The organism is Flavobacterium pallidum, from assembly GCF_003097535.1.
Classification (GTDB): Bacteria; Bacteroidota; Bacteroidia; order Flavobacteriales; family Flavobacteriaceae; genus Flavobacterium; species Flavobacterium pallidum.
In genome coordinates this window covers 1,922,500-1,949,106 of record NZ_CP029187.1, presented here as the reverse complement: position 1 = coordinate 1,949,106, position 26,607 = coordinate 1,922,500, and the positions used below count along the sequence as shown (strand labels likewise).

Annotated in this window: 26 protein-coding genes; 14 read left to right on the top strand and 12 right to left on the bottom strand. The window is 41.3% G+C overall.

The window, feature by feature from the left end:
- The first annotated feature begins 122 nt into the window (after nt 1-122).
- Nucleotides 123-653 carry a shikimate kinase gene (locus HYN49_RS07815; protein ID WP_108903602.1) on the top strand — a complete coding sequence of 177 codons (531 nt, stop codon included), beginning with the start codon at nt 123-125 and terminating at the stop codon, nt 651-653.
- On the opposite strand, the gene HYN49_RS07810 is transcribed toward HYN49_RS07815, so the two are convergent.
- Together HYN49_RS07810 and HYN49_RS07805 are read right to left on the bottom strand one after the other, a co-directional pair.
- Nucleotides 633-1,127, bottom strand: a complete 495-nt coding sequence (locus tag HYN49_RS07810) for a phosphoribosyltransferase domain-containing protein (protein ID WP_108903601.1) — start codon at nt 1,125-1,127, stop codon at nt 633-635. The genes HYN49_RS07815 and HYN49_RS07810 overlap by 21 nt on opposite strands.
- 18 nt (nt 1,128-1,145) lie before the next feature.
- On the bottom strand, nt 1,146-1,526 hold the full coding sequence (locus HYN49_RS07805; protein ID WP_108903600.1) for an RNA-binding S4 domain-containing protein: 381 nt from the start codon (nt 1,524-1,526) through the stop codon (nt 1,146-1,148).
- Between the two features lie 80 nt (nt 1,527-1,606).
- Here HYN49_RS07805 and HYN49_RS07800 point away from each other — a divergent pair, with 80 nt between their 5' ends.
- A complete protein-coding gene (locus HYN49_RS07800) occupies nt 1,607-2,635 on the top strand; it encodes an FKBP-type peptidyl-prolyl cis-trans isomerase (RefSeq protein WP_108903599.1) in 1,029 nt (342 codons plus the stop codon).
- Between the two features lie 108 nt (nt 2,636-2,743).
- Here the strand turns inward: HYN49_RS07800 and HYN49_RS07795 are convergent, their stop codons facing one another.
- Together HYN49_RS07795 and HYN49_RS07790 are read right to left on the bottom strand one after the other, a co-directional pair.
- Nucleotides 2,744-3,697 (bottom strand): transketolase family protein, encoded by a 954-nt coding sequence (locus HYN49_RS07795; protein ID WP_108903598.1) that lies wholly within the window; start codon nt 3,695-3,697, stop codon nt 2,744-2,746.
- A 93-nt stretch (nt 3,698-3,790) separates the two neighbouring features.
- The gene (locus HYN49_RS07790) at nt 3,791-4,642 is read right to left on the bottom strand and encodes a transketolase (RefSeq protein ID WP_108903597.1); all 852 of its coding nucleotides are present in this window, start codon (nt 4,640-4,642) and stop codon (nt 3,791-3,793) included.
- A gap of 257 nt (nt 4,643-4,899) precedes the next feature.
- Here HYN49_RS07790 and HYN49_RS07785 point away from each other — a divergent pair, with 257 nt between their 5' ends.
- Nucleotides 4,900-5,424: a lipocalin family protein gene (locus HYN49_RS07785; RefSeq protein WP_108903596.1), complete on the top strand. Its 525-nt coding sequence runs from the start codon at nt 4,900-4,902 to the stop codon at nt 5,422-5,424.
- A gap of 92 nt (nt 5,425-5,516) precedes the next feature.
- Here HYN49_RS07785 and HYN49_RS07780 read toward each other — a convergent pair whose 3' ends face one another.
- Both HYN49_RS07780 and HYN49_RS07775 read right to left on the bottom strand, forming a co-directional pair.
- Complete coding sequence (locus tag HYN49_RS07780) at nt 5,517-6,926, bottom strand: glycoside hydrolase family 30 protein (protein ID WP_108903595.1); 1,410 nt, start codon at nt 6,924-6,926, stop codon at nt 5,517-5,519.
- Nucleotides 6,927-7,049: 123 nt separating this feature from the next.
- Entirely contained in the window at nt 7,050-7,616 is a 567-nt protein-coding gene (locus tag HYN49_RS07775; RefSeq protein ID WP_108903594.1) for a pseudouridine synthase, read from the bottom strand.
- 71 nt (nt 7,617-7,687) lie between these two features.
- Here HYN49_RS07775 and HYN49_RS07770 point away from each other — a divergent pair, with 71 nt between their 5' ends.
- The 3 genes from HYN49_RS07770 (at nt 7,688) to HYN49_RS07760 (ending at nt 10,120) form a co-directional block, all read left to right on the top strand.
- Complete coding sequence (locus tag HYN49_RS07770; RefSeq protein WP_108903593.1) at nt 7,688-8,059, top strand: hypothetical protein; 372 nt, start codon at nt 7,688-7,690, stop codon at nt 8,057-8,059.
- Between the two features lie 79 nt (nt 8,060-8,138).
- A complete protein-coding gene (locus tag HYN49_RS07765) occupies nt 8,139-9,563 on the top strand; it encodes an MATE family efflux transporter (protein ID WP_108903592.1) in 1,425 nt (474 codons plus the stop codon).
- A gap of 203 nt (nt 9,564-9,766) precedes the next feature.
- Nucleotides 9,767-10,120 (top strand): hypothetical protein, encoded by a 354-nt coding sequence (locus HYN49_RS07760; RefSeq protein ID WP_108903591.1) that lies wholly within the window; start codon nt 9,767-9,769, stop codon nt 10,118-10,120.
- A 139-nt stretch (nt 10,121-10,259) separates the two neighbouring features.
- Here HYN49_RS07760 and HYN49_RS15165 read toward each other — a convergent pair whose 3' ends face one another.
- The 3 genes from HYN49_RS15165 to HYN49_RS07745 all read right to left on the bottom strand — a co-directional run bounded on the left by HYN49_RS15165 (nt 10,260) and on the right by HYN49_RS07745 (nt 11,215).
- Nucleotides 10,260-10,406: a hypothetical protein gene (locus HYN49_RS15165; RefSeq protein ID WP_181368930.1), complete on the bottom strand. Its 147-nt coding sequence runs from the start codon at nt 10,404-10,406 to the stop codon at nt 10,260-10,262.
- A gap of 170 nt (nt 10,407-10,576) precedes the next feature.
- Nucleotides 10,577-10,759 (bottom strand): DUF3606 domain-containing protein, encoded by a 183-nt coding sequence (locus HYN49_RS07750; protein ID WP_108903589.1) that lies wholly within the window; start codon nt 10,757-10,759, stop codon nt 10,577-10,579.
- Between the two features lie 249 nt (nt 10,760-11,008).
- Nucleotides 11,009-11,215 (bottom strand): hypothetical protein, encoded by a 207-nt coding sequence (locus tag HYN49_RS07745; protein ID WP_108903588.1) that lies wholly within the window; start codon nt 11,213-11,215, stop codon nt 11,009-11,011.
- A gap of 448 nt (nt 11,216-11,663) precedes the next feature.
- Between HYN49_RS07745 and HYN49_RS07740 the strand changes: the two genes are divergently transcribed.
- The 7 genes from HYN49_RS07740 (at nt 11,664) to HYN49_RS07710 (ending at nt 23,509) form a co-directional block, all read left to right on the top strand.
- Nucleotides 11,664-12,413, top strand: coding sequence for a hypothetical protein (locus HYN49_RS07740; protein WP_108903587.1), 750 nt, complete (start codon nt 11,664-11,666; stop codon nt 12,411-12,413).
- A gap of 96 nt (nt 12,414-12,509) precedes the next feature.
- The gene (locus HYN49_RS07735) at nt 12,510-12,740 is read left to right on the top strand and encodes a YqaE/Pmp3 family membrane protein (RefSeq protein ID WP_317045832.1); all 231 of its coding nucleotides are present in this window, start codon (nt 12,510-12,512) and stop codon (nt 12,738-12,740) included.
- Between the two features lie 109 nt (nt 12,741-12,849).
- Nucleotides 12,850-14,418 (top strand): class I SAM-dependent DNA methyltransferase, encoded by a 1,569-nt coding sequence (locus HYN49_RS07730; RefSeq protein ID WP_108903586.1) that lies wholly within the window; start codon nt 12,850-12,852, stop codon nt 14,416-14,418.
- Nucleotides 14,415-16,238: a restriction endonuclease subunit S gene (locus HYN49_RS07725; protein ID WP_108903585.1), complete on the top strand. Its 1,824-nt coding sequence runs from the start codon at nt 14,415-14,417 to the stop codon at nt 16,236-16,238. The genes HYN49_RS07730 and HYN49_RS07725 overlap by 4 nt, the downstream gene beginning before the upstream one ends.
- An 86-nt stretch (nt 16,239-16,324) precedes the next feature.
- A complete protein-coding gene (locus HYN49_RS07720) occupies nt 16,325-18,202 on the top strand; it encodes a DUF262 domain-containing protein (protein WP_108903584.1) in 1,878 nt (625 codons plus the stop codon).
- Nucleotides 18,202-20,298 (top strand): DUF262 domain-containing protein, encoded by a 2,097-nt coding sequence (locus HYN49_RS07715; protein ID WP_108903583.1) that lies wholly within the window; start codon nt 18,202-18,204, stop codon nt 20,296-20,298. Before HYN49_RS07720 ends, HYN49_RS07715 begins: the two co-directional genes overlap by 1 nt.
- A 1-nt stretch (nt 20,299) precedes the next feature.
- Nucleotides 20,300-23,509 carry a type I restriction endonuclease subunit R gene (locus HYN49_RS07710; protein WP_108903582.1) on the top strand — a complete coding sequence of 1,070 codons (3,210 nt, stop codon included), beginning with the start codon at nt 20,300-20,302 and terminating at the stop codon, nt 23,507-23,509.
- Nucleotides 23,510-23,521: 12 nt separating this feature from the next.
- On the opposite strand, the gene HYN49_RS07705 is transcribed toward HYN49_RS07710, so the two are convergent.
- From HYN49_RS07705 to HYN49_RS07695, 3 genes are all read right to left on the bottom strand, one after another.
- Entirely contained in the window at nt 23,522-24,208 is a 687-nt protein-coding gene (locus HYN49_RS07705; protein WP_108903581.1) for a carboxypeptidase-like regulatory domain-containing protein, read from the bottom strand.
- Nucleotides 24,209-24,212: 4 nt separating this feature from the next.
- Nucleotides 24,213-24,659 carry a hypothetical protein gene (locus HYN49_RS07700; RefSeq protein WP_146185066.1) on the bottom strand — a complete coding sequence of 149 codons (447 nt, stop codon included), beginning with the start codon at nt 24,657-24,659 and terminating at the stop codon, nt 24,213-24,215.
- A 210-nt stretch (nt 24,660-24,869) separates the two neighbouring features.
- Nucleotides 24,870-25,622 carry a hypothetical protein gene (locus HYN49_RS07695; RefSeq protein WP_146185065.1) on the bottom strand — a complete coding sequence of 251 codons (753 nt, stop codon included), beginning with the start codon at nt 25,620-25,622 and terminating at the stop codon, nt 24,870-24,872.
- A gap of 257 nt (nt 25,623-25,879) precedes the next feature.
- Here HYN49_RS07695 and HYN49_RS07690 point away from each other — a divergent pair, with 257 nt between their 5' ends.
- Nucleotides 25,880-26,605 carry a hypothetical protein gene (locus HYN49_RS07690; RefSeq protein WP_108903578.1) on the top strand — a complete coding sequence of 242 codons (726 nt, stop codon included), beginning with the start codon at nt 25,880-25,882 and terminating at the stop codon, nt 26,603-26,605.
- The last annotated feature ends 2 nt before the right edge of the window (nt 26,606-26,607 follow it).

Genomic DNA, 26,607 nt, shown 5'->3' with positions numbered 1-26,607 from the left:
TCATTCCCTGAACGCGGGTGCAAATATAAGACCTTATTATTTATTTTTCAAAGCAATTTTCCTTTAAATTTGGGTTTTTTTGATAATTGGCCTTAAGGCCCTAGTTTATAAGGATTTATTCTATGCGAAAAATCATTTTACTTGGTTATATGGGTTCGGGGAAAACGACGGTTGGGAAAATTTTGTCTCAAAAAATCCATATACCGGCCTATGACCTTGATGAAATTATTGAAGAAAGCGAACAGGCAGGTATTCCCGAAATTTTCAGTTCAAAAGGAGAAATCTGGTTCAGGAAAGCAGAACACAAAGCACTGATGGTACAGTTGCAACGCCCGGAAAGTTTTATCCTGAGCCTTGGCGGCGGAACACCGTGCTATGCAAACAACCATGAGTTTTTAAAGCAGGAAGATGTCATTTCAATTTACCTGAAAGCAACAGTGGGTACTTTAATGCAAAGGCTGCGGGAAGGGATTTCCGGAAGACCTTTAATCACATCAATATCTGAACAGGAGCAATCAGATTACATTGCAGCCCATCTTTTTGAAAGAAGTTTTTACTACAACCAGGCCCGTTTTAAAATCAATACCGATGCACTTACACCTGAAGGGGTGGCTCAGGAAATCATAAAATTGCTAGCTCAGGTAGGCGATTGATTCTTCCTTAAATTCCACATTCACATGCTCAAGCAACGAAGTCGAAAGCGAAATCCCTTTAAAATCAGCTTTCACCGGGTACTTTTTATGATTCCTGTCGACCAAAACCGCCGTCTTGAATTTCTTCAGTGGAACATCCAGGAAATGCCTTACCCCATATATTAATGTAGTCCCGGAATTCAGCACATCGTCAACCAATACAAGGCATTTTTCACTGTATTCACTGGGTGTAAGTGAAGTGGTTACTGGATTATTCGGATTTTGCTTGTCGATACGCACTTCACATAAAAGTACTTTTATAGGAGCGATTTTTTCAAGCACCGACTTGATTTTCTCTGCAAAAACAATCCCATTGTCAGCGATACCGGCTACAATTACAGTCTCCTCGTCAACGAATGTTTCATATATCTGGTAAGCAATCCTGCGGATCTTATGCTCGATTTCCTGATGGTTCAGGATGATGTTGTGGCTCATGTGCTTTGTAAATTATACTCAGGAATCGGTTTCGTTTTCAAGCTCGTAATCCTCAAGATCACGACGGTCTTTTTTAGTAGGGCGCCCATCTCCGGTGCGACGGTAATGTTCTTTGGAAAGCTTCATCATCTCGAGATGTGCAAAGGCTTCCGGCGGGGTTTCATCTTTTCGGTAAATATCAACCAACTTCGCGCCTACACGATTCAGCGGAATATCCAATACCGCAATAATATGGGTAATCTGCTCTTTGCGAAAAGTAATCTTATCTCCTGCAAACACTTCCTTCGATGGCTTTGCAACACTGCCATTTACAGTGATCTGGTTCTTCTTGCAGGCTTCTGTCACCATATTCCGTGTCTTGTAATATCTCACACACCACAGATATTTATCAATTCTCATATCTTTTACAAAAACGGAGTTAAATTTGTTTCAAAAATAAATCTATATTGTATCTTGCGCCATCAAAATTCGACTCAAGAATGAACAAATTTAAGTTTTATTTTATTGCGTTTACCGCCTCCCTGACATTATTTTCCTGCCATAAAAATGATGATAGTATCAAAACAGCTCCTCTGCGTGATCGCGCTGCACAATATACCGCCGATATAGATTCTATCGAAACTTACCTGAAAACACATTACATGACCGTCACCACTATCGACGGACTGCAGGATATTGCGATTGACACGCTTATTGCAGGTGACGGACACGTGTCCATTTGGGACAATACGGAATATCCTTTGGTAAAAGATAAAATCGTAACCAACGATGTTAGGGTATCCAACCTTACTACCGGTGATCCTGAAGATACGGTACCTTACCACATGTATTATGTGATTTTGAACCAGGGTGGTGGTGCAAACCGCCCGACAACCGTAGATTCGACTTTCACAAGTTATCGCGGATGGAAGCTTGACAACAAGGAATTTGACAGGAATAAAAATGGCATCTGGTCCACTTACCCTATAATGAGTACGGCAGAAAGCGCATTGATTTCAGGCTACAGGCAATTTGTAACCCTGCTGAATCCTGCCGAAAGCGTTACACAGAATGGTGACGGGACTTATACGTTTAACAATGCCGGTGTGGGTGTGGTTTTCCTTCCTTCCGGATTGGGCTACTTTAATACGGCGAGGGTGAACATCCCTTCGTATTCCCCATTGGTTTTTACCGTCAGGCTCAATTCAGTGAAACGCCGTGACCATGATCAGGATGGCGTATTGTCACTGTATGAAGACCTGAACCACAATGGCGATTATTTTGATGATGATACAGATGGTGATACTGTTCCTGATTTTATCGATATCGATGATGACAACGACCATTACTATACCAAAGATGAAGTCCGCAAACCAGCAGGAACAGCAGGCCCTTCATGGAAATATCCATTTGACCCGATTCCTAATGCAGATCCACTGCTGAATGAACCGGCAGGAATTCCGAATTGCGCTGGAGACACTTCATCACAGACGCGATTGAGGAAGCATCTGGATGCGAGTTGCCATTAATAAATCAGCGGATTACACATACACTATAAATAAAAATCCCGTCATAATAGACGGGATTTTTTTATTGGTCGCAGAGCGAATTCGCTAATCTGCCAATTCACTAATTTCTTATTTCCTCGCAATTACCTTCATGGCCGCTTCAGCAATCGCCTGATGGTTCAGCTTATATTTTTCCATCAGTTGCTCAGGGGTCCCGCTTTCGCCGAAACTGTCCTGTACGGCAACAAATTCCTGTGGCGCCGGATGGTGAAGTGACAACACTCTTGCCACACTTTCACCAAGTCCTCCCAGGATATTGTGCTCTTCGGCAGTTACAATGCATTTTGTTTTACCTAAAGATTTCAGGATTGCGGCTTCATCCAAGGGCTTAATGGTATGGATATTAATGACTTCCGCAGAAATCCCTTTGGCTTCCAAAGCTTCGGCTGCAAGCAATGCCTCCCAAACGAGATGCCCGGTGGCAACTATAGTTACATCACTACCCTCATTGAGCAAAATGGCTTTCCCGATTTCAAAAGGTTCATCGGACGGCATGAAATTTGGCACAACCGGCCTCCCGAAACGCAGGTAAACAGGTCCATGATGGTCAGCTATTGCAAGCGTAGCGGCTTTGGTCTGGTTGTAATCACAGGTATTGATTACGGTCATTCCCGGCAGCATCTTCATCAGGCCGATGTCTTCCAGGATTTGGTGTGTGGCACCATCTTCACCTAATGTAAGTCCGGCGTGTGAAGCGCAAATTTTTACATTCTTATCCGAATATGCCACTGACTGGCGGATTTGATCATAAACCCTTCCTGTGGAAAAATTTGCAAAAGTTCCCGTAAAAGGTATTTTACCGCCAATGGTCAATCCGGCGGCAATGCCAATCATATTCGCCTCAGCAATACCGATCTGGAAGAAACGCTCCGGATGGTTTTTCTTGAAGTCGTCCATTTTGAGCGATCCGATAAGGTCCGCACACAATGCGACTACGTTTTCATTCTTCTGCCCTAACTCAGTAAGCCCTGCCCCAAAACCGGATCGGGTGTCTTTACTGCCTGTGTTTGTATATTTTTTCATTGTCTTTTTAGTATTGAATAATGCGTATTGAGATGTGAGATAAACAACTTGTGCCTTGTCTCAATTCTCAATCCTAAAATCTAATATCTCTTTTTAATAGTCGCTTTCACTTTCGCTGTAATTCTGGCTTAATGCCGCTTCAAGCTGCGCATCATTCGGGGCTTTGCCATGCCAGGCGTGGGTGTGCATCATGTAATCGACACCGTGGCCCATTTCAGTGTGCAACAGTACACAAACCGGTTTTCCTTTTCCGGTTTTGGATTTGGCTTCGGTCATGCCTTTGATAATGGCTTCGATGTTGTTTCCTTCAGTGATTTCAAGTACTTCCCAGTCGAAAGCTTCGAATTTGGCTTTTACACTACCCATCGCCAACACCTCATCGGTAGAACCGTCTATCTGCTTTCCGTTAAGGTCGATGGTAGCGATCAGGTTGTCCACTTTTTTTGCTGAAGCATACATAATGGCTTCCCAATTCTGTCCTTCCTGCAATTCCCCATCACCGTGCAGGGAATAAACGAGATGATTGCATTTGTTCAGTTTCTTGGCCTGTGCAGCTCCGATGGCTACCGACATCCCCTGCCCTAGTGAGCCTGATGCGATGCGTACGCCCGGCAATCCTTCATGTGTCGTCGGATGTCCCTGAAGACGGGAATTAATGTGGCGGAAAGTCGCCAGTTCTGCAACCGGAAAATATCCGCTGCGCGCCAATACGCTGTAAAAAACCGGTGAAATGTGGCCGTTGGAAAGGAAGAAGATATCTTCCCCGATACCATCCATATCAAAGGTGTCTTTCCGGTCCATCAGGTTTTGGTAAAGGGCTACGAAAAACTCGGTACAGCCCAGCGAACCGCCCGGATGGCCTGAGTTTACGGCATGAACCATACGCAAAATATCCCTGCGTACCTGAATGCTTAAATTGTTGAGTTGTTGTGTGTCAGGCTTCATTTTTATTTGAAAAAGTTAAACTTGCGCAAAGATAGTCAGATAATTGGATTTCGTTTGAATTAGTTATTAAATGACTGTTGGTAACTGTACCTGAAATGCCGTAAAACAGTCAAGCTGATGTTGTGCTGCTAAAGTTACAGGATTGGCTTTGAAGGTTACGGGATTACGGAAACGCATCGTAACCTTCGGATGGAATGTTGTAAAGGTTCCGCCAATGCCCAGTGTACATTTGACCAATTAATAAATGAAAAAAGAAAATGAAAAAAATGAAATTTGTTTTGCTTGCCGCTGCCGGATGTTTAGTACTGGCATGTGATGATGAAAGGACCACCGGTAACCATGACATTACAGGAACCTACAATCTTACTGCGTTTAATGCCCCGAGGGCGGTAGACTATGATGAGGACGGTGTCAGTTCCATTAACCTGATGGAGGAAAGCAGGTGTTTTGATGATTCAAGGATCACGATTAACCGCGACGGCACCTACATACTGGAGGAGAATTTCATCAGTATACAAGGGACAATTTCGTTTTGCGATGCAAGGGTCACGAAGGGAACCTGGACAAGGTCAGAAAACTCGCTCACCACCACATCGGACCTGGACAATGATATCGTTGTAAATCATTATGTTTTTAAAACCGGGAACGGAATGTCGGGCAACACCATGACGATGATTACGCCGAACACGAGTTTTCCGGTCAGGGATGGTTCCGGAAATCCCCAATCGTCTTCGGGTACGGTGGGTGTGACCTATACCGAAAATCCAGACAACAGCTACTAGTTTTTGATGGTACACTTTGATGACAAAGACCTGCTTAGGCGGGTCTTTTCATTTCGGGCCTGCTTTTATCGCTGTATGTTTTATTGTCGATGTTACCATGAATAAGTGGCAACGGCACCAGCTTCCAAACTTGCCGTGACCGCCTTGCCCCAGCGTTTTGAATCTTTGATAAAGAATTGCTGTGTCGTATTGCCTGTATTGAGTACAATCAGGACTTTCCTGCCATTCGGCGTAATAAATGCCACATTTTGTAAGTCCCCGACGATGTTGCTCTGAATGCGTTTTGAGCCTGTCTCAACATATGAGGCAGCGTGCGCCATGGTGTAATAGGCAATATTGCGTGTCACATGATTTCCATCAATTGTAATGGCCCCGAGGCACGAAGTACAACCGCCATCGTCGGTATGCGGATTGTATTGCGGGTCGGCGGCAAGGTTCCATTGCAGGACGGTTTTCGCCCAATTGCGCGTGGCCCCGATGACAAGGTTTCCGACATTGCTTTTTAAATCTTCGGCAAACTTCTCAGGACCGCCGTTCCATTGTTCCGTGAAATACAGGTTTTTATCCGGATGGGCATTGTGAACAGTTGTCATTGCTGTGATTTCACCGCCATACAAATGAAAACCGGAGCCGTCAACATATTGTTTTGCTTCAGGGTCATCCATTATCGAAATCGGATATTCGGGTTTGTCGCAATTGTGGTCGTACAGGATAATTTTAGTCTTAATGCCAGCGCTCTTAAATGCCGGTCCCAAATGTTTCTTTATGAAAATGGCCTGGTCCTTGGCTTCCATGTACATGCTCGGCGTATTGCCGGGATGCAGCGGTTCATTTTGTATCGTAATTGCAGCAATGGGAATGCCAACTTTCTGCATGGCTTGAATATATTTCACGAAGTAGTTTGCGTATGTCTCGTAAAACTCCGGTTTCAGGCTGCCTCCTTTGACTTTGCCATTTGTTTTCATCCAAACCGGTGCCGACCACGGCGAACCCATGATTTTTATGGTTGGATTGATGGCGATGATTTTCTTCAACAGCGGAATCAATCCCGTCCTGTAATCATTGTCTAAACTGAACTTAGCCAGTGACGGATCGGTTGCACCTTCAGGCAAATCATCATACGAAAATACATGGTCATCTAGATCCGAAGCACCGATGCTTACGCGCAGGTAACTGATGGAAATACTGCTTAAATTATCCGAGAATAATTCCCTGAGCAACTCAGATTGTTCCTTTTCGCCCATTTTACCGATCAGTTGCGCACTACCGCCAGTCAAACAATAGCCAAAACCATCCATCGTTTGGAAGGTCGTTTTTTCATCGACATAAATGGTCTGCATTTTTTGCTTTACATTCTTAAAATATAAAGCAGGCTGTTGCTGCAATAAGGCAGATCTGTCCGGTTTTGTAATCCAGGAACTCACTACTGTCCCTTTTTTCTTTTGTGCCGATACCGGCAAGGACAACAGCAACGCAAGCAGCGCAATCTTCAATAATTTCATTTGTGATCGGTTTATTGGTTGGTTACAAATATAGACGCTTCGTAATTTTCATACAACTCCAAAACAACACCAATAATGGAATGTAAGTTTTTGATAGGTTTTGATTGTGGTAAAATATTAATACTAAAGCGAAAAATCATCCACTTCCATGACTTCTCCTGACTTCAGGTCATTCAGATGCACATTCCCGATACGCACCCGTACCAGCCTTAAGGTTGGAAACCCCACCGCAGCCGTCATTTTCCTTACCTGACGAAACTTCCCTTCCTTCAATGTAATCGATACCCAGCTCGTCGGGCCATGGCGCTCATCCCGGATTTTTTGGCCGCGTGCAGGTAAATCAGGCGTTTCAAGCAGATGGGCTTCACATTTTCGGGTAATGTATTTTTTGCCGTTAAAGCCTATTTCGACACCGTTCTTAAGTTCGTCGACAGCGGCCTGTGTGATGATACCATCCACCTGGGCGTAATATTCCTTTTCGACTTTCCTGCCCCGCACGATTTCACTCATCATGCCGTCCGTTGTCAATAGCAATAAACCCTCGGAGTCTTCGTCGAGGCGCCCGATAGCCATCGTGCCTTCAGCAAAATCATACAATTCGCCTAAAAGCTTTTTCTTCCGTTTGAGTTCATAAACAAACTGGCTTAAATACCCGTAAGGTTTATGGATGATGTAATGATGATGGCCCATGGCGCAAAGATAAACGGAATTAAATGTATGTTAAACAAAAATAGATTGTCATTAAATCGCCGTAAATTGAAATGACAATTCTAAACCATACCATCATGGACCACAATAAAGACCTCGGCAATAAAAAAATAAACAACGAGCAGGAAGTCAACGAAGGTTTCAGTGCCGAAAACCTCCCTGAAGATTACAATCCTGCAGCATCCAAACTCCAGCAGGAAACCGAAACCGACGACAATGGCAGGCAACACACAGTGAACCGCGCCAGGAATGCCGATGCCACTGCTGCAAATGACACTCAGGATGATACTCCAAACGCAAAATCATACGATGGCGACATGCAGTCACAGGTAGAAAACAAAGACCGCAATTCGGATACGGCGGCGAACCGTTACCCGAATTCCCATCCGGACAACCATATCAATCGTGGGAATCTGGATACATAAAAATAGATTTTAGACTTTTAGACTTTTAGCAGGCTCACTTTATGGGCCTGCTTTTTTATAAAAAAGATATATTTGTTTTATGAAACAGAAAAAACCTTTCACCGGAACCCTGTCCAATATCTTTTCCATCATAAAACAATCGCTCAAAGGCGAAACCATTGACTATACTACCGGCAGTATCCGGCTGTCGGTAATCCTGCTCGCCATCCCGATGATGCTCGAAATGTGCATGGAATCGGTATTTGCATTGGTCGACCTGTATTTTGTGGGACATCTTGAAAACAGCAGCTTTGCAGTGCAGACGGTCGGGCTGACAGAATCCGTATTGACCATCATTTATTCGCTTGCCATCGGAATCAGCATGGCGGCAACGGCCATGGTCGCGCGCCGCATTGGCGAGAAAAACCCTGAAGCGGCAGCACGTTCGGGCATGCAGGCCATCCTGATTGCGTTTTGTATCAACATCGTCATCAGTGGCCTTGGCGTTTATTTTGGCACCGATATATTAAAACTCATGGGAGCCAGTGCCCAGGCTGCGGAACAAGGCACGCCCTTTATACAAATCATGACCGGAGGAAGCATCGTCATCATGCTGCTGTTCCTGATCAATGGGATTTTCCGAGGTGCTGGTAATGCTGCCATTGCGATGAAAAGCCTTTGGATTGCCAATATCAGCAACATTATCTTATGCCCGATATTCATTAATGGACTGGGACCGATTCCTGCATTCGGACTTACAGGTGCGGCGATCGCTACGACCCTTGGACGGAGCATCGGAGTAACATACCAGCTGTATCATTTGTTTCATGGTAACAGCGTACTCAAAGTCGCTTTTTCTTATCTGAAACCGGATCCCGAAATCATACGGTCGATTGTAAAAATTGCCTCTCCGGCGGTATTGCAGTTTGTCATAGCCTCGTGCAGCTGGATTTTCCTGGCACAGCTTGTCGCCACTACGGGCGGGGATCATGGTTCTGCGGGGTACCAGACGGCCATGCGCCTGATGATGTTCTTCCTGTTGCCGGCATGGGGCATGAGCAATGCTGCGGCTACGTTGGTCGGGCAGAACCTCGGCGCAAAGGAAATCCAGCGCGCTGAAGAATCGGTGCTGAAAACAGCTAAATACAATGTAATATACATGCTGGTTGTCATGCTGATATCTTTGCTTGGAGCAGAAATACTGGTTGATTTTTTTACCAACGATCCGCTCGTACGCACGTATGCAGTTGAAGCGGTGCGTATCATAGCCTGCGGGTATGTCTTTTACGGCATCGGGATGGTGATGATCAACGCTTTTAACGGAGCCGGCGATACCTGGACCCCTACGATCGTAAACCTGATAGGGTTTTGGCTGTTCCAGATTCCATTGGCCTATCTGTTGGCCAAATACTTAGAGATGGGGCCACGCGGGGTGTTCATTGCACTTCCTGTGGCAGAAACAGGTATTACGATAGCGAGCTTTATCCTGTTTAAGCGTGGAAAATGGAAGACGGTGAAGGTTTAAGGTAGTGAGTGAGGAAGTGATCGGCTCAGCTCTTCAGAAGCTTGGTATCCGGCAACTGATTCCGTTAATTCTCATTACAATCAGGTATTCACTCAGTCATTGGGCTTCTTTACTCACTTTAACACTGGGCTATATATAATTTGTATACATTTGGATTACCAAACTACCCGGTCTTAACCTGCTGCCATTAAAACCGCAGCAAAATGAAAATCAATGTCCTCTTCTTTCTCCTGGCAACAGGGTTCTGCTTTTCGCAGGGAAAATACAGTACAACACAGGTTTCGCAAATCATCAGGCCAGATTATGAGACCGCATCACATGCTATCATCACCAAGGCTTTGGCACTGGATAGTGAAAGCGGCTCATGGGTGATCATTTATGAACACCAGATTAACGTGAAGAAGTACCGCAACACGCGCGAAGTCAAGACAAAGGAGCTTAACGATGCCTACGATTTCAGCAATAATGTCCTTACCGGAAGTACCTCCCCGACCAAATCTCCGGAACCGGAAGAAGTCGAAGGGCCGATTTTAGGAGCCAATCCTTTGAATCGATAGAAGATGCGGATTGTTTCTGACAGTTCACTTTAGAATTTGAAATTACTATATTGTGAGAAAGCCTGCATTGATTTGCGGGCTTTTCATTTAGTATTGGCATCAATCGCCGGACCTATTGTCAGTGGCTTAATAGGTTTCGTTAAAACGCCGTGTCCGGGAAGAATAAATCCCAATCCTCAAAAGAGTGTGGCGTGGCATTCACATCTTCATTATGATCTTCATTGGCGCTGATGACCATCAGGTGCTCGTAGGCTTCGAATCCGTTGTAAGTATGTTGTGCTTTCATGGTGCTGTTGCTTTGTTTCAAGCAAAAATAGAGGATGCCGTTGGGGCCGGTGTTATGAATAAAAAATGAAAGTTTATGATTTGGAAATGACGCTACCGGGCCAGTCAAGTTTTTACAAATACAGGAACATGCCTATAGTTTAAGCGACTTCGGAATCTTACAACGGAGTATTATCTCTTCAGGTAAGCCGCAATCGCACTGACCAGGTTGCTGTCACAACCGGCTACAGCTTCGCGCAGTTGCGTTTCGGTAACATCCCAGTGCTCCATCCAATGCGCCACTTCTTCCTTGTTGTCCAGGTTTACGGCAATGACACCCCTGTACCCTGCTTTGTCGTTTTCGCTGAATTCCATAATGATTTGTTTTTTATGGAATCAAATTTACGATATGGGCAGATTGTATGGTTACAGTATTGCAGGGGTGTTTTACAGTTTTTGAATGATGGGTGCCACTTTTAATGTGAGGTTGTGGTGCGTCTTGATAACCACCCCGGCCTGCGGCCACCCCTCCGGGGGAGGGGATTAGTGAGGACTCTGTTATGGGGAGGGGATTGGTGGCGACTTCTCTCCGGCATGAGGGGATTGTGATGGGACATGTTTAGATTAGTATAGCCTTTTGCGGACAGCTTCCTCTTCGAAGCCGAGGTAGCTGCAGAATTCTGATATGGTAACGGGCTGGTGCCTTTTCTTGTTATTCCTGGTTCGGATTTCCCTGATGACCCTTCGGCAGTAGCCTTCGCTGTAACCTGTGAGGAGCACCATGTCTTTGGTGTGGATGCACAACCTTGATGTGCCTTCTAGCTGTCCCATGTTTTGTTTGTTTATTGGTTAGTAATTTTTTTCTAAGTTGTATTTGGTATTTGGATTATTCATTTACCGCTTTATTCCGCACCAGTACCGCTTTAGTACCGCACTAGTACCGTATTAGTACCGCATTAGTACCGCTTTGATACCTCATCAAAACTGCTTTACAGCCGCGGGGACGTGCGAGCTTGAGCTAGTACTATCATTAAATACGTAGCTAATTTCTAAAGGAATTAATAATAAAACGCACTCATTGAGAATAAATTAACATTTATTAAATAGATATATGAAATTATTACCTCTTTAAAACGCCTATGATATTTTAAAAGTGCGGCTAAATTGTACATAAATGCATTTATTCGGAACTAACCCGAACCAAACGGAACAAGCGATTTGGAAACCAGCATATTAAGGATATTCCTTTGTGCCATTATTAATTTTAATTTTTTTTATCATGGCGAAACAACGCGGATTTTTAAAGGTTGAAGGAAAGATCGATGACATTTCCTTTTTTAAGAGAAAAGATGAATATCTTTTAAGGCAGAAAGGTGGCGTGAGCAAGCACCGCATTATGACCGACCCGAAATTCAAACGTACCCGTGAGAACGGCGTAGAGTTTGGAATGGTTGCGAGTGCGGGCAAGCTGCTGCGGGATTCCTGTGGCGTACTGATTAACAAGGCCAAAGAAGGCACTATGAACATCAGGCTGATGCAAACCATGACCGGCATCAAGGCTTTGGATGTGAATTCGGTACGCGGGCAACGGCAGGTTTACCACGGACTGAATACTGTAGCGGGCAAGGAACTCCTTAAGGGTTTTGAGTTTAACGGACAAGTGTCGCTGCCACAAGCGCTCATGGCACCCTATGCACTTACTAAAGCTTCAGGAAAGATCGTCATTACCGACCTGATCCCTGCTGAGCAGGTTGTTGCACCCCCGCATGCTACACATGTTTCGTTCCGGGCGGCGTTCCTGAACCTGAATTTCCATACCGGGGAGCGGGCCATCACGTACAGCCCTGTAGTGAATCTTGCCCTTAGTGCTGCAATCGGAAATGTGACCCTCACTCCTACTGGCGTACCTGCCGGGACGGGTACGGTACTGTACCTGCTGCTCATGGAATTTTACCAGGAGATGAACGGGATACAGTATGCATTAAGCAACGGACAGTTTAATGCATTGACGGTTATTGATGTGGCATAAAAGCTGTTCTGCTGATTGAAAAGCGCCTTTGAAAGGGGCGCTTTTTATTTGTAAAATACCCCCTAGTGGGTATTTTTTTGTAATTGGAAAGTTATTATGTTTGGGCTCAAACAATTAAAATCAAACCCAATGACATTAATAGCCATTTTTTTTCCTTTTTTATCTTTCCTTTTCAGGGGCAGGATTATTACTGCTGTTATTTGCCTATTACTTCAGATTACGCTCATTGGCTGGATTCCAGCTGCGGTGTGGGCTTTGATTTCTTTGCAGAATGCAAGGGCAGACAAAAGGACCGAAAGTTTGATCAGGGCAGTAAATGAGAAATGAAAGTTTACTGATATTCGTCATTCACTAATGTTAATTAGGCTTCCGGACGTTTGCTTTTGGAAACCCAAAGTCCTACTTTTAGCAGCAAAATCAATTCATAAAGATTACAATGACCCAAGACCAAATCAAGCAACTTGAAAAAGAACTATGGGATGCTGCCGATTCGCTAAGAGCAAACAGTAAGTTAACCGCTGCCGAATATAAAGACCCTGTATTGGGACTTGTTTTACTTCGCTTTGCACAGAATAAATATGAGGAAGCCAGACCGGCAGTTGAAGCCAATATCCCGGACGGGCCAAGAGGCAAACGTGCTGCAACCAAAGAAGATTTCCTTGCTGCCGGAGCCATCATGCTGCCTAATGAGGCAAAATATGAATACTTAGCCAACTTACCCGAGGGTGCAGATATCGCTGAGGCTATAAACAATGCGATGAAAACCATTGAAACGGAATATCCTGATTTACAGGGTAACCTTCCTAAGAATTACCAGGAATTTGAAAGTGACCTTTTGCGCGACCTGATTCGTGTATTTAATAAGGATGCGGTAAAAAAAGCTACAGGAGATGTCTTTGGAAGGATATATGAATATTTCCTGATGAAGTTTTCAATGCAGGGAGCGGGTGCACAGGAAGGTGGTGAGTTCTTTACGCCACCAAGCCTTGTGAAACTGATAGTAAACTTTATACAGCCTGACCATGGTATTATCCATGACCCGGCATGTGGCTCGGGCGGTATGTTTGTGCAGACAGGCTATTTTGTAAAAGACCATACGAGCAAAGGTGTGAATGAGGCGATTACCTGCTATGGTACCGAGCAGAAAACCAACAACACCCGACTTGCTAAAATTAACCTAGCAATTCACGGTATTGAGGGTAAAATCATTGAAGCGAACAGCTTTTACAGCGACCCGCACTACTTGTTTGAGAAGTGCGATTTCGTCATGGCGAACCCGCCGTTTAACGTAAATAAAGTGGACAAGAACAGGGATTTTGTGAAAGAAGATCCGCGATTGCCGTTTGGGTTGCCGAAGAGTGATAATGCGAACTATATGTGGATGCAGTATTTTTACAGTTACCTCAATGCTACAGGCCGTGCGGGATTTGTCATGGCGAGTTCTGCAACTGATGCCGGGCATAGTGAAAAACTGATCCGGAAGCAACTGATTGAAAGCGGCGCTGTGGATTGTATTGTCTCTATCTCGAATAATTTCTTTTATACGCGTTCACTGCCATGCCACTTATGGTTTTATGATAAGGGCAAAAAGCCGGAGAATAAGAATAAGATACTGATGATTGATGCACGTAATGTGTTCCGCAAAGTAAGTACGACAATTAATGATTTTAGTGATGACCAGCTGGAAGGTTTGACGGCAATCATGCAAATGTACCGCGGCGAGAAGCCGGAAGTTGCCGGGAATAATGAATGGTTTAATGAGCGCTTTCCTGAAAGCCAATATACGGACATTGAAGGGCTGTGCAAGATTGTAACTGTTGAAGAAGTGGCGGAGAATGATTACAGCCTGACGCCTGGGCGTTTTGTGGGGGTGACTTTGTCATTGGATGAGGATTTTGATTATAAAACACGGTTGATTGAAATACAGGAGGAATTGGATGTTTTGAATGCAGAGGCTTTGGTTTTGAGTAAGACTATTTCTGAAAATTTAAAGGAATTGATATGAGAGAATATCAAGAAGTTGAGTTGGGGGGAATAATGACTACATTAAAAGGTAATGCTTTTAAAAGTAGTTTATACGTTAAAGAAGGAACACCTATTGTTAGAGCTTCAAATTTTACAAGTGATTCAATTTCTACTGATGATTTGTTATATTATTCTGATGATGAGGCAGGTAAATTTCATAAATATAAACTACGGCACAAAGACATTTTGATCCAAACTGTTGGTTCGTGGCAAAGCAATCCAGCATCAATTGTTGGTAAAGTTGTTAGAGTACCAAAACAACTAGAAAATGCATTGCTCAATCAGAATATTGTGAAAATTGTTCCCCTTGAAAACGTGGATAGCGATTTTTTGTTTTACAGGCTGAAAGATGAAAGCTTCAAGTTTTACAATTTAAGCACAGCTCAAGGAGCAGCAAATCAAGCAAGTATTACGTTAGGTTCAATCAGAAAATTTAAAATTGCCCTTCCTAATTTTGATGTTCAACAAAAAATAGGATATATACTGTCGCAATACGACGATCTAATAGAAAACAATTTGAAACGTATTAAGCTGCTTGAAGAATTGGCGCAGCGGACTTATGAGGAGTGGTTTGTGAAGTTTAGGGTGAATGGGGTGCAGTTGGAGGTTGGGCAGAATGGGTTGCCGGAGGGGTGGGAAAGGAAGATGCTTGTTGATATCGCTGAAATAAGCAATGGTTTTGCTTTTAAAGCAAATCAGTTCAACACAGATAAAAAGGGTATGCCAATAATACGTATTAGAAATATTCCAAATTCCAACACAAATGATTTCACAACAGAGAAAGTTAACGATAAATTTTTAGTAAAAAAGGGAGATTTATTAGTTGGTATGGACGGCGAGTTCTATATAAATAATTGGTCGGGGCCAAAAGCTTTTTTAGTTCAGCGTTCTTGCAATATAAAAGCAGTAGATAAATTTTATCACGGTTATCTTTCACAAGCAATCGTAAAGCCTATTAAGTATTTTGAGGCAACAATTTCAGGAGCTACGGTAGCACACTTAGGAAAAAAACACTTAGACACAATCGAAATAGTTATTCCACCAAAAGAAATCGACAATTATATCAATAAATTTAATGATTGGCTAAACTTGAAAATTAATCTTGGTATTGAAAACCGTCTTCTCAAAGAATCCCGAGATATTTTATTGCCGCGGTTGATGAGTGGGAAGATTGAAGTGCAGAAGGTCAAAGAACAGCTAGAAACATTAACTATTCCAATACAAAAAGCCAAAATAAAAGAAGCATCTAAAGAATTCAAAGAAGCAGTTTTAATATCAGTTTTAACTGAAAGATTTGGCAGTGAAAAGTATCCACTAGGCAGGAAACGTTATACGAAACTTTCTTATTTATTCCATCGCCATGCTGACAACCAGATAGCAGATTATCTGCGGAAAGCTGCGGGGCCTTACAATCCTAAAACAAAGTATGCCGGACCAGAAAAGATTGCACACCAAAATGGTTATGTGGTTGACCATAAAAATGGTAATCTGACGGGGTTTATTGCAGGTCAAAACATTGTTGTAGCAAAGGGTTACTTTGAAAAATATTGGAGCAATGATTATATGAACTGGCTGGAAAGCCAGTTTAAATATAAATCGAATGATGAATTGGAGTTATATGCTACTGTGGATAGTACGATGATTGAATTGTATAAAAATGATTTGCCTGTTACTGTAGAGAACGTAAAAGGAATTATTAAGAAGGAGCTGGAATGGAAGGCGAAGTTGGAAAGGGAAATTTTTAGTGATGGGAATATTGGGAGAGCGATTGGGTTTTTACCTACAATTTTTAATTATTAAACTATGCATAAAATGTTTAGCCTCATTTTGAATGTGTCAACTATAAATCCGGCAACTTTTTGGATGCACAAAGCAAAAATTTAATTATGAGTAATTTTATCTATAGTGTGGCAGAAGTATTTGATAGTAAGTCAGGATTCTTATCTCAGAATAAAAAGACCCACTATAATATTCCAGAGTATCAGCGTGGATATAAATGGTCTGAAAACGAAGTGACAACTTTATTAGATGACATTTTTAAATTTCAGGGCAAACAGAACGAATTTTATTGTCTACAAAATATTACGTTAGTAAATAAATCAGATAGCTATTTTAACGTAGTTGACGGCCAGCAACGTCTCACAACACTCTATATTATATTGTCATTTCTCGGAGAAAAAGAACTCATAAGAGATAAATTAAGCTATCCACAAGATTCAATAAGATCAAAAACTTTTGAATTTCAGACAACTTATATTTTGGACAGAGTTTTGGATGTATACCGTATGAGTTGGGACGAATTTAACACCCAAACTAATGGAGAGTTTAATTATCAGGATATATTTTACTTATGTTCAACATGCAGAACGGTAAATGGATGGTTTGAAGATAAAGAAGATGAATATCCTTCGTTTAAAAAAGAAAAATTCTCAACTAAAATACTGGAAAATGTAAAGTTCATAGTGAATAACCTCAAAGACACTGACGAAGAGAAAGTATTTGGAAATGTTAATTCAAAGAGAATACCTTTAGATGGTTCTGACCTAATTCGCGCAATATTAATTACAAAAGTCGCGAAATTTAAATTTGGACATGACGACACTGATCAAAAGTTACAAATTAAAATCAATGAAGAGCGCGTTAGAATAGGCTGGGAACTTGATGAATTGAACAATTGGTGGAGCAACAAAGAAACTAAAAGTTATTTCAGCAGCTTTATAACTCAACAATCTAAAGGCGATATCAAATTTGATAGTGAGCAATATCCAATTAATAATTTATACTACTTGTTTGCACAGACAAAGGGGAAAAGCCTAGAAATTCAATTTATTGAAGGACAACTTGACATAATAACAACCTATTTGGAAATTATCAAGTTGCACAATACTTTGACAGATTGGTACAATGATAAATATATTTATCATTTCTTGGGATATATTTTTAATCAGTTAAAAAAAGATGCCTCTTTCAAAGAAATTTATAAGTTATGGAATCAAGAAGATAAAACCCGACAAAAGTTTATAGATGAATTAAAAGGCATTATTCGAGAAGGAATTCTCGGAAAGTTCGAGGAAAAAACTCATGGCAATTATCACGATTTTTATAAAGATAAATTTAAAGAGTTCTTTCCCACTAGTGAAGACCCAGCAGAGTTTCTAGATCAAAAAGACTGGTATGATGAAGCGCTTTCACAGAAAGAGTTGATAAAAATCCTTTTGTTGCTTGACATCATTCACGTCACAAAGCAGCAAGGGAGTAATCTAAAATTACCCGCCATTGCATTTCACAGATTAGACAGAGATATTGAGCATATTTTCCCAAAGACTCCAAAGAGCAAAAATGCATCTGATTTTAGATCTTACATAGAATTCATAAATAAATATAGAGTTGAAAATGAAAGTGACAGGTTTAATATCGAAAAGTTCGAGGAAAAATTTGCTCAAGACTCATTCAGGAACAAAATCGAAAAGTTCGTAGAAAAATTTACCGACGATGTGGATACAAATTCCATAGGTAATTTGGTTTTACTCGATTCGTCTGTAAATAGGAGTATTCAGAATAATCCATACTCGAAAAAAAGATTGAGGCTTATACAGGAAAGTAACGAAGGGAACTTCATCCACCCTCATACATTTAACGTGTTCGTGAGGGCATTTCAAGATGAGTCAAGTATCCAAAGTTTAGATCTGGAGCATTGGACTAACGTAGATGTAGAAAACAGTTTCAAATCAATCAAGGAAATAATATTTAACTATTTGTTGTAATGGAGCAATTAAGTATAAAAGACATTATTAAAAAAAAGAATTTAATCGTTCCTGAAATACAACGTGAATATGTTTGGGGATTGATAAGTAACCAAATATTAGAAGAATTCCTTCAAGACATAATTATTGGACTCAAAGATTCAAAAAAACATGAGGGTTTAAAAAAGGAGGCATTAGATAATAAAATCAAATCAATCTTTGAAGAAAAAGGCAGTGATGGCTTAGCTGAAATTCAAAAAATTAAAGATGAGTTTCATGCAGAAAAAGCAATGGACATTGGATTTCTTTATACATATAGGCCCAACTACATTAATAATGATGAGATAGCCGATTTATTTTTAATTGATGGACAACAGCGATTTACTTCGCTTTTTTTACTTTGTTTTTATCTCTCGATAAAATTAAAGAAAAAGGATTTATTCCTTAAAGATATTAGATTTGATAAAAGCCGAAAAAGCCTGGCGTTTAATTATAGGGTGAGAAATCTGACTCAGGATTTTATGTTAGATCTTATTAATAATTCAAATACTATCGATGACCTAAACTCATTATCTAAAAAAACCTGGTATTTAGAGAATTATAAAAACGACACTACAATAAAATCTATCAATGAAGGCTTTCAGACCATCAATAGATTGTGTTTTAGTATGGATGAAGCGGACTATGATTTTATATTAAATCGTGTTAGGTTTTGGCACTTTAATACTAACGCAACATCCCAAGGTGAGGAACTTTACATTACTATGAATTCAAGGGGAAAAGCAATTAGTGATAATGAAAATATTCGCGCCCTTCTTTTTGAAGAAATTGAAGATAAAACAACGGTAATAACGTGGGGAAGAAAATGGGAAATTTGGCAGGATTTATTTTGGAAAAAAAAAGGTAATAATTCAAATGCGGATAGAGGATTTGATAGTTTTTTAATGTGCATTGCAGGCTTAGAAAATTATTTAGCAGACGACAAGTCCAGATTCGTTTCACACTTAGATTATTTAAATAATAAAATATCTATTCGGTTTATTTCCAATAGTTTAAGCTTAGAAAAAATAGAGAAGTATTACGATGGATTTGTAAAACTTAAGACTTTAGCTAAAACTTTTAAAAGTCATTACAGCAATATAGATTGGTTGCAAAAGGCAATCGGAGAAATTTGGATAATTTTGAATTCCAAAACCAATTGGTTTGCGGATTTCAATGATGCTAACAGAACGACGGAACAAAGGAGAATGGTGTTTATCTGGTCATTATTATTGTATCTGTCTGATGAGAAAATTAATGAAAGTTTTACAGATGAAATTTTCAGAATGCTCCGAATTTACTATTTGCGCTTTAATAACAATGTAAGAAGTGTAGTTCAAATCAAAAAGGATGTTGAAGGATTGTTACACGACGGTGTATGGCAATTTGAATTCGGACGGGAACGTGAAGAAGAAAATCTTAAGCACAGAGCGTTGTTAAATTCGAACTCACAGGTTATTCGCGAGATGGAACAAATCATTTGGGAGTTAGAAGACCATAGATATAACCTTGACGGAAGTGATATGAACAGTATTAATAGTAGTCACCTTATTGATTATACACGCTCCTTGGCTATAGAAAATTTGTCTTTGATAAAGCAGAGTTATTTTGAATTCGTTAAATTCAACGAAAAAAAGGCAATTAATTTATTAATAAGTTATGGGCCGTTTTGGCAAAAGGTCACTCCAAATTATTATTACAACTACAGATTTAATAATTGGCGCAGAACAATTCGAGATAATGTTTTTAAAATATTTTTTAAGGAATTCTTGATGGGAGGTTTAACTATCGAGAAATTTTATCAAAATCGTTTAGATCAGATTACAATCGAGTATGAGGAAGATTCTGAAGATTTGCATTATCAGCTTGTCTGGTATGTTAAAAATATAGACGCGGAAAAAATGTGGGATGAGGGATTTTATATTTCAATTTCTGGAGATAATTATAATGCGTTACATAAGATAAATGGTCACCGCAAGGACAAATATTTTAAAAAGTCAAAAAAAATATTTAATACAAAAGGTAATCTAAACGGCGGAAATCCTAACTTGTTATCCAAACTAGTTAAAGCAACTTAACATGAGCTACGAATACTCCGAAGACGGCCTCATAGAAACCGCCACCCAACACGTTCTCGAAGAACTGGGTTGGACAGTTATCACAGCCTGGAAGAAAGAAACTTTCGGACAGAGTGGTTTGCTGGGACGTGAGAACAAGTCGGAGGTCGTTTTACGCAGGAATTTATTGGCTGCTTTAAGAAGGTATAATAAAGATTTGCCTGATTCCGCCTATCAACAAGCTATTGAGCAGATAGAGCAAAAAAATGCCGACAAGACTTTGGCACGTATTAATAAGGAAAAGAGCGAGCTGCTGAAAGATGGTGTTCCGGTTACTTTTACAAATGCTCAGGGAGAACTCGAAAAGAAAAGATTAAAAGTATTTGATTTTGAAGATTACAGCAATAATGATTTTGTTGCTGTCAGACAGTTTGAAGTCGTTGGGGAGTTGTACAATCGCAGGCCGGATATTGTTGGGTTTGTAAATGGGATTCCATTGCTGTTTTTTGAATTAAAAGCGCATCATACTGATTTACGGAATGCCTTTACCGATAATATTACTGACTATAAGGATGCGATACCACATGTTTTTCATTGCAATGCTTTTATATTGCTCAGCAATGGTACTGATGCGAAAGTAGGTACGATAACAAGTCCATATAAATACTTTCTGGATTGGAAACGTATTACTGAGGAGGAGGAAGGTATTGTCAGTCTGGATACTATGCTGCGGGGCACCTGTTCCAAACAAAACCTGATGGACATCTTCGAGAATTTCCTTTTGTTTGACGATAGCGGCGGTGATGTGGTGAAGATTATGGCGAAGAACCACCAGTTTATTGGGGTTAATAAGGTTATAGACAAGGCGGCTACCATTGAGGAATTACAGGGCAAACTTGGTGTGTTCTGGCACACACAGGGTAGCGGGAAATCATATTCCATGGTTTTTGTATGCCAGAAGATACACAGGAAGTTTGGCGGGTCGTACACTTTCCTGATTGTAGTAGACCGGAGTGAACTGGAACGTCAGCTGTATGATACTTTTACCGGTGTTGGTGCGACCACGAGTAAGGAGGTTATTGCTAAAAGTCGGGATAACCTACGTGAATTACTTAAACAAAACCATCGTTATGTGTTTTCGTTAATCCATAAATTTTCGATTGACCCGAAGGTTGAAACAGAGTTTCCTTTGATTACAGAACGCAGGAATATTATTGTGATCTCTGATGAGGCACACCGTACACAGGCTGGTACGTTTGCACGGAATATGAGATTTCATGCCATACCGAACGCTTCGTACCTTGGTTTTACTGGTACTCCTATCATTAAAGATGAAGAGGAACTGACAAAGAATATTTTCGGGGAGTATGTATCGGTATATGATTTTAAACGTGCCATTGAAGATGGTGCCACCCTACCCCTGCGCTATCTCAATAAGGGCGAAAAGCTGGGTATTGCAAATCCGGAATTGGATGAGCGTATGGCTGAAGTTCTCGAAAACGAGGAGATTGACGATGACCAAAAACGCAAATTGTCTTACCTGTTTCAAAAAGATTATGTAATACTTACTGCGGAGCCACGCCTCGATGCTATTGCAAAGGATCTGGTGTGGCATTTTAACGAGCGAGGCTATCAGGGAAAGGCAATGTTGGTCGCATTGGACAAACCGACGGCAGTAAGAATGTATGAACTGTTTATGAAGTATTGGCCGGAATATATCTCTGAATTGAAGAAGCGGATAGAAAAAGCGGCAGACATTGAAGAACAACAGGATATAAAACGTAAACTTAAAAAGGTTGAAGAGACTGAAGTTTGCGTTATTGTCAGTTCAGAGCAGAATGAGGTAGAAAAATTCCGCAAAATGAACCTTGATATTGCGGTTCACAGGAAGAAGATTGTGGAACGTAATTTAGAAAAAGAGTTTAAGGATGAAGAGAATCCGTTCCGTCTGGCGATTGTTTGCGCTATGTGGATTACTGGATTTGATGCGCCTTGCATTTCAACTGTTTATCTTGACAAACCCATCAAAGGACATACCTTGATGCAAACCATAGCCAGGGCTAACAGGGTTTATGATGATGAAAAGGAAAATGGACTGATAGTAGATTATGGTAATGTATATAAGCAACTGGAAAAAGCTTACTCGGTTTACGGAGAAGGAGGAGGATCGGGTAACGGTACTGGAGCGGCATCAGGAACAGACCGACCATTTGAATTACTGGAAAGCCTCACGATCGAGCTAAAAGAATCTATCAGGCAGACTAAAGGTTACTTAAGCGAACTGGGTTTTCAGTTGGCTGACCTGAGCAGTGAAGATGCTAAGCCAATGGAAAAAATAGCCAATATCAGGGAGGCTATTGACTGTGTATGCCTCAATGGAACCACTCGAACAAAGTTTGAAGTGATGGCGAGGGATGTATTTCGTAAGTATCATGCATTGTATCCGGAGAAACAGGTTAAGGCGTTTGTAAGAGAATTTAATGCAATTGAAGCCGTCTATCAGCAATTGAATCAAAAAGTGAAATCGGCAGATGTGACATCAATTATCATGGAGTTGCAGCAGATTGTAAATGAAAGTGTGTTTATTGAACCTGATCTAACTAGTGAGCCTGATGGGATTTATATAGATTTATCAAAGCTAGATTTTGATAAACTGAAAGCTGCATTTGCAAAGACCCAAAGGAAAAATAAGTTATTGTATGACCTTCAGGAAGCCGTTGAGATGAAGCTTGAGCAAATGCTTAAGGAAAACCCATTGCGGTTGGAATTTTATGATCGATATCAGGAAATCATTAAGGAATATAATAAAGGGAAGAGCCTTGAAGACACGATGTCTGCTTTTGGTAACCTTACCAAATTTATACAAGATCTGACATTTGAGGAAGCCAGGGCATTCCGGGAAGAACTGGATCAGGAATCCTTAGCAATATTTGATTTACTAATGTCCGGCAAGGAACTTTCAGTAAAAGAAATTAAGGAAGTAAAAAAGGTTTCTATGGACTTAATTATAAAACTTAAAGCTGAAAAATTAAGGATTGAGCGTTGGCGAGAAAGCAGGCAACTGATGGCTCAAGTGAAAACTATAATCTTTGATTCATTGCAATGGCTTCCACAAAACAGTTATTCGGATACAGATGTAGGTGAGAAAACGATTAATGTGTATCAACACATCTATAGTAGTTACCCTGGTGGAATGAATAGTGTCTATAGTAAGTCAGGAAGTTTTCTCTAAGAACTCAAAAACTCACTCCTCCACCACCACTTCCTCAATCCCATACACCTTCTTCACCTTGTCGTACACCAACTGGTATGCCTTACCGGGCAGTGTAACATATTTTTTGACTACTTTATTTGTAGTGACCCACAACTGCAACTTCTGGTCTGTGGGGAAGGCCGGGCTTTCCCAGACAGCGCCTCCTGCAATTGCAATAGTTTGCATATTTTTGCTGTCAGGCCCGAAACGGATGTTCAGGGGTGTCTTTTTGGGGTTGAATACCCTTACCTTGAAATCGAGCAGGTGGCCGCCCGAGCTCTTGATCATTTCGCCTATAGCCTGTAACGGGATATCGAGCAGCACAGGCGATTTGGAATCCGGCGGAACGGACAGCAGGACACTGTTACCGTTAAAACCATCGCCGTAAGCCCCAACAGTATAATCACGGCTACAGGCTACCGTAAAACTGGCACGGCCGTCGGCATCGGCTATTTTCGTTTCGAGCACATTTTCGCTGGCATCCTTAAGGATGAGGTTTGCACCCGGAACCGGATTGCCGAGGCTGGCATCGCGTACGGTGACATTAAGCTGTATCTCACAGAGCGTGTCCTTCACCGGATTTACCATCCTTGAAACTGTCGCGGGAGTTGCTGCAGGCGAAAATGCAAATATGGCGGTGCCTGCCAGTAAGGCAAACAGCAGGTATATTTTTTTCATATGCTTAAGAATTGGATTTGTTGGCATTGCTCTCCGGTCCCATCTTGCCGAGCAGGTATCCCGCTATGGTACCCAGCAATCCCATTGCCGGTGCAATCTGGTCATTGGTATAGCCAGCGGTAATCAGGTACAGCGACCCGATCACAATGACCGTTACGACGATGAACTTGATGGTGTCCTGCGGCGAAATCGAAAGCCGGTATACCAATATAATTTCGCCAATGATCAGCAGTACCCCAAAACCAAGTATGCACAGCGACAGGTTGAATGCATTGTCGCTCATCGGGAAGCGGGCACCCTGTGTAGAAACTTTGGGGGTTTCAGGTTCCTCTTCGGGTAAGGGATTGTTTGACGTTATGCTGTCGGTGACGGGTTTTGTAATCGTGTCTTGTGCAACACCGGCGACGGAAAACAAGAGCAGGAAGCCCAGCAGTAGTAAAGGTAATTTCATTTTATCCTGGTTTATTGGTTTGGTTATTTACCGGCAGCGTAAAAACTACCTGTGTATAAACTTAAGGTATTTTGGCGAAATAAAATGCGTATAAATACGTGTTTGTTTGCTAGGAATCAATGATTTTGAAGTTCAGATATTGCAGATTTGCAAATCCATGTTTCACAAATACCGCTGACAAACAATCCTGATAGACAGATTGAAAATACACTAACTCTTATCCGACTTAGACAGCGTGAAGATCTTAAACCCGACACCAAGCGACATCCAAAGGTTGCCTTGGTGCTCCCAGTCAAATTTCTGGTTGTTGTTAATCTTGTCGGCTCCGAAATAAATTCCGGCCTGTACATCGTTGTACTGCACCATCAGCCCGGCAAAACCTGTAATTATTGAAACGTCCTGGCTGTCTGTTGCCTTTGAATTGGAACTGTCAAGCCCTACAGTGCCAATCCCAGCGCCCCCTTGTATGTAGAGCCTGGTCTTCCTGAAGTATTTTGGCGTAACGAGGTAACCGAATGCTGCGTTAAGGTTGAATTCAGTATCGAAACCAGCACCCTTCTGCGGGCGGTACTTGAAAGGCAATGTGATGATCCCGAAATTGATCCTGTCAGGATAGGCGGCATCTTTTGCATTGGCCTTGTAGTCGGTATAGGTCATTTCAAACAGCTTGTCGTTGTAATAAAACGCGTTTGATGTAGGTGCAGGACCGTCGGAATAAGGCCGTGCATAGAAACGCACCCAATTATTTCCCTTATCCACGCTTTGCACGATAAACAATACCTTTTCGGTAACCATTACGTGGGTACCAGGCACCGTCACCATATCAGGCCCAATCCCTTTCATAAGATTGAGGTAGGTCGCGTTGGTGTTAGCTTTCAATTCAAACATTTGTCCCGGATTTTCGGTTTGTGCATAATAGATTCCGAAGCAAAAGATGGCAAGCATTGTAAAAATTGTCTTCATAAGTTTTTGATTTAATTGATTATGCACCAAAGGTATACGGGCAGATCCTGGTGCCCAATAGGAAAAACCCTATTTAGGAAGCGGTTTTTCCCTAATGATTTAAAAAACAGTAGTTTTACGTATAAACGTTACTATTTTTCTGACTATTTTTACTATGGGCTTTATAGGTAAAATACCGCCAAAACATAGGGTTTTGCCTATTTGGTTCTGGATAGGTTTGGAAATCTTTGTGGTTATTAATCTTAATTTTTTTAGTGATGGGAAGAATATTATTAACTGTATTAGCTTTATTGGTAATTGTAGGCTGCAAAAGAGATAAACCAATAGATTTGGTTGACAAACAGCTTGAAATCCTAAAGATGATACAATGCAACCTTTCAGGAATTATTGCAGTAGAAAGGACTGGTGTCAGCCAAACATGGATTGAACAAAACCAAGGGTATGCACCCGATACGATACCTGATTTTCCGTCTGATTGCCATAATCCTATTTATATTGACCTCGGAAAATTACCACAAATGACATCCAGGGAATTTTCGGACTGGTGGAAAGCTATAGATGAACATATATGCATGGCACCAGATTACATGAGCCTGTCATGCATGCATTTTTTGAGTGATATACAAAGGCAGGAACTGGGCAGCATCACCGTAAAGACAAAAACGATTGGCGATTTTAAAATCATGCTGCAAAATCAGGGACTTGACTTGGATACTGAAATGTATAAAAACTACGCCAGATTTTATTTTTCGTATTTTGGAAGGGTTAAAGTTAAGTCCGAGTCCGAGTTTAGCGTAGATGAAAACCTGCACTCTATTCCTTTCCTTCACAGTATTACCAGGACTGATGTTGAAAATCCACCTGTTGAAATTGGTTTCTTTAAAGTAAAATTTCCGCAGGTCGAGAAAATACTCATCCGTATCAAAAGGGAAAACGGACGCCTGGAGTATTATAATTTCTCTGACAATCCTACAGCCCAATAACC

What these genes read in the sequence shown, in the direction of transcription:
- HYN49_RS07815 (WP_108903602.1), top strand. Translation starts at nt 123, where the DNA reads ATGCGAAAAATCATTTTACTTGGTTATATGGGTTCGGGGAAAACGACG.
- HYN49_RS07810 (WP_108903601.1), bottom strand. Translation starts at nt 1,127, where the DNA reads ATGAGCCACAACATCATCCTGAACCATCAGGAAATCGAGCATAAGATC.
- HYN49_RS07805 (WP_108903600.1), bottom strand. Translation starts at nt 1,526, where the DNA reads ATGAGAATTGATAAATATCTGTGGTGTGTGAGATATTACAAGACACGG.
- HYN49_RS07800 (WP_108903599.1), top strand. Translation starts at nt 1,607, where the DNA reads ATGAACAAATTTAAGTTTTATTTTATTGCGTTTACCGCCTCCCTGACA.
- HYN49_RS07795 (WP_108903598.1), bottom strand. Translation starts at nt 3,697, where the DNA reads ATGAAAAAATATACAAACACAGGCAGTAAAGACACCCGATCCGGTTTT.
- HYN49_RS07790 (WP_108903597.1), bottom strand. Translation starts at nt 4,642, where the DNA reads ATGAAGCCTGACACACAACAACTCAACAATTTAAGCATTCAGGTACGC.
- HYN49_RS07785 (WP_108903596.1), top strand. Translation starts at nt 4,900, where the DNA reads ATGAAAAAAATGAAATTTGTTTTGCTTGCCGCTGCCGGATGTTTAGTA.
- HYN49_RS07780 (WP_108903595.1), bottom strand. Translation starts at nt 6,926, where the DNA reads ATGAAATTATTGAAGATTGCGCTGCTTGCGTTGCTGTTGTCCTTGCCG.
- HYN49_RS07775 (WP_108903594.1), bottom strand. Translation starts at nt 7,616, where the DNA reads ATGGGCCATCATCATTACATCATCCATAAACCTTACGGGTATTTAAGC.
- HYN49_RS07770 (WP_108903593.1), top strand. Translation starts at nt 7,688, where the DNA reads ATGACAATTCTAAACCATACCATCATGGACCACAATAAAGACCTCGGC.
- HYN49_RS07765 (WP_108903592.1), top strand. Translation starts at nt 8,139, where the DNA reads ATGAAACAGAAAAAACCTTTCACCGGAACCCTGTCCAATATCTTTTCC.
- HYN49_RS07760 (WP_108903591.1), top strand. Translation starts at nt 9,767, where the DNA reads ATGAAAATCAATGTCCTCTTCTTTCTCCTGGCAACAGGGTTCTGCTTT.
- HYN49_RS15165 (WP_181368930.1), bottom strand. Translation starts at nt 10,406, where the DNA reads ATGAAAGCACAACATACTTACAACGGATTCGAAGCCTACGAGCACCTG.
- HYN49_RS07750 (WP_108903589.1), bottom strand. Translation starts at nt 10,759, where the DNA reads ATGGAATTCAGCGAAAACGACAAAGCAGGGTACAGGGGTGTCATTGCC.
- HYN49_RS07745 (WP_108903588.1), bottom strand. Translation starts at nt 11,215, where the DNA reads ATGGGACAGCTAGAAGGCACATCAAGGTTGTGCATCCACACCAAAGAC.
- HYN49_RS07740 (WP_108903587.1), top strand. Translation starts at nt 11,664, where the DNA reads ATGGCGAAACAACGCGGATTTTTAAAGGTTGAAGGAAAGATCGATGAC.
- HYN49_RS07735 (WP_317045832.1), top strand. Translation starts at nt 12,510, where the DNA reads ATGTTTGGGCTCAAACAATTAAAATCAAACCCAATGACATTAATAGCC.
- HYN49_RS07730 (WP_108903586.1), top strand. Translation starts at nt 12,850, where the DNA reads ATGACCCAAGACCAAATCAAGCAACTTGAAAAAGAACTATGGGATGCT.
- HYN49_RS07725 (WP_108903585.1), top strand. Translation starts at nt 14,415, where the DNA reads ATGAGAGAATATCAAGAAGTTGAGTTGGGGGGAATAATGACTACATTA.
- HYN49_RS07720 (WP_108903584.1), top strand. Translation starts at nt 16,325, where the DNA reads ATGAGTAATTTTATCTATAGTGTGGCAGAAGTATTTGATAGTAAGTCA.
- HYN49_RS07715 (WP_108903583.1), top strand. Translation starts at nt 18,202, where the DNA reads ATGGAGCAATTAAGTATAAAAGACATTATTAAAAAAAAGAATTTAATC.
- HYN49_RS07710 (WP_108903582.1), top strand. Translation starts at nt 20,300, where the DNA reads ATGAGCTACGAATACTCCGAAGACGGCCTCATAGAAACCGCCACCCAA.
- HYN49_RS07705 (WP_108903581.1), bottom strand. Translation starts at nt 24,208, where the DNA reads ATGAAAAAAATATACCTGCTGTTTGCCTTACTGGCAGGCACCGCCATA.
- HYN49_RS07700 (WP_146185066.1), bottom strand. Translation starts at nt 24,659, where the DNA reads ATGAAATTACCTTTACTACTGCTGGGCTTCCTGCTCTTGTTTTCCGTC.
- HYN49_RS07695 (WP_146185065.1), bottom strand. Translation starts at nt 25,622, where the DNA reads ATGAAGACAATTTTTACAATGCTTGCCATCTTTTGCTTCGGAATCTAT.
- HYN49_RS07690 (WP_108903578.1), top strand. Translation starts at nt 25,880, where the DNA reads ATGGGAAGAATATTATTAACTGTATTAGCTTTATTGGTAATTGTAGGC.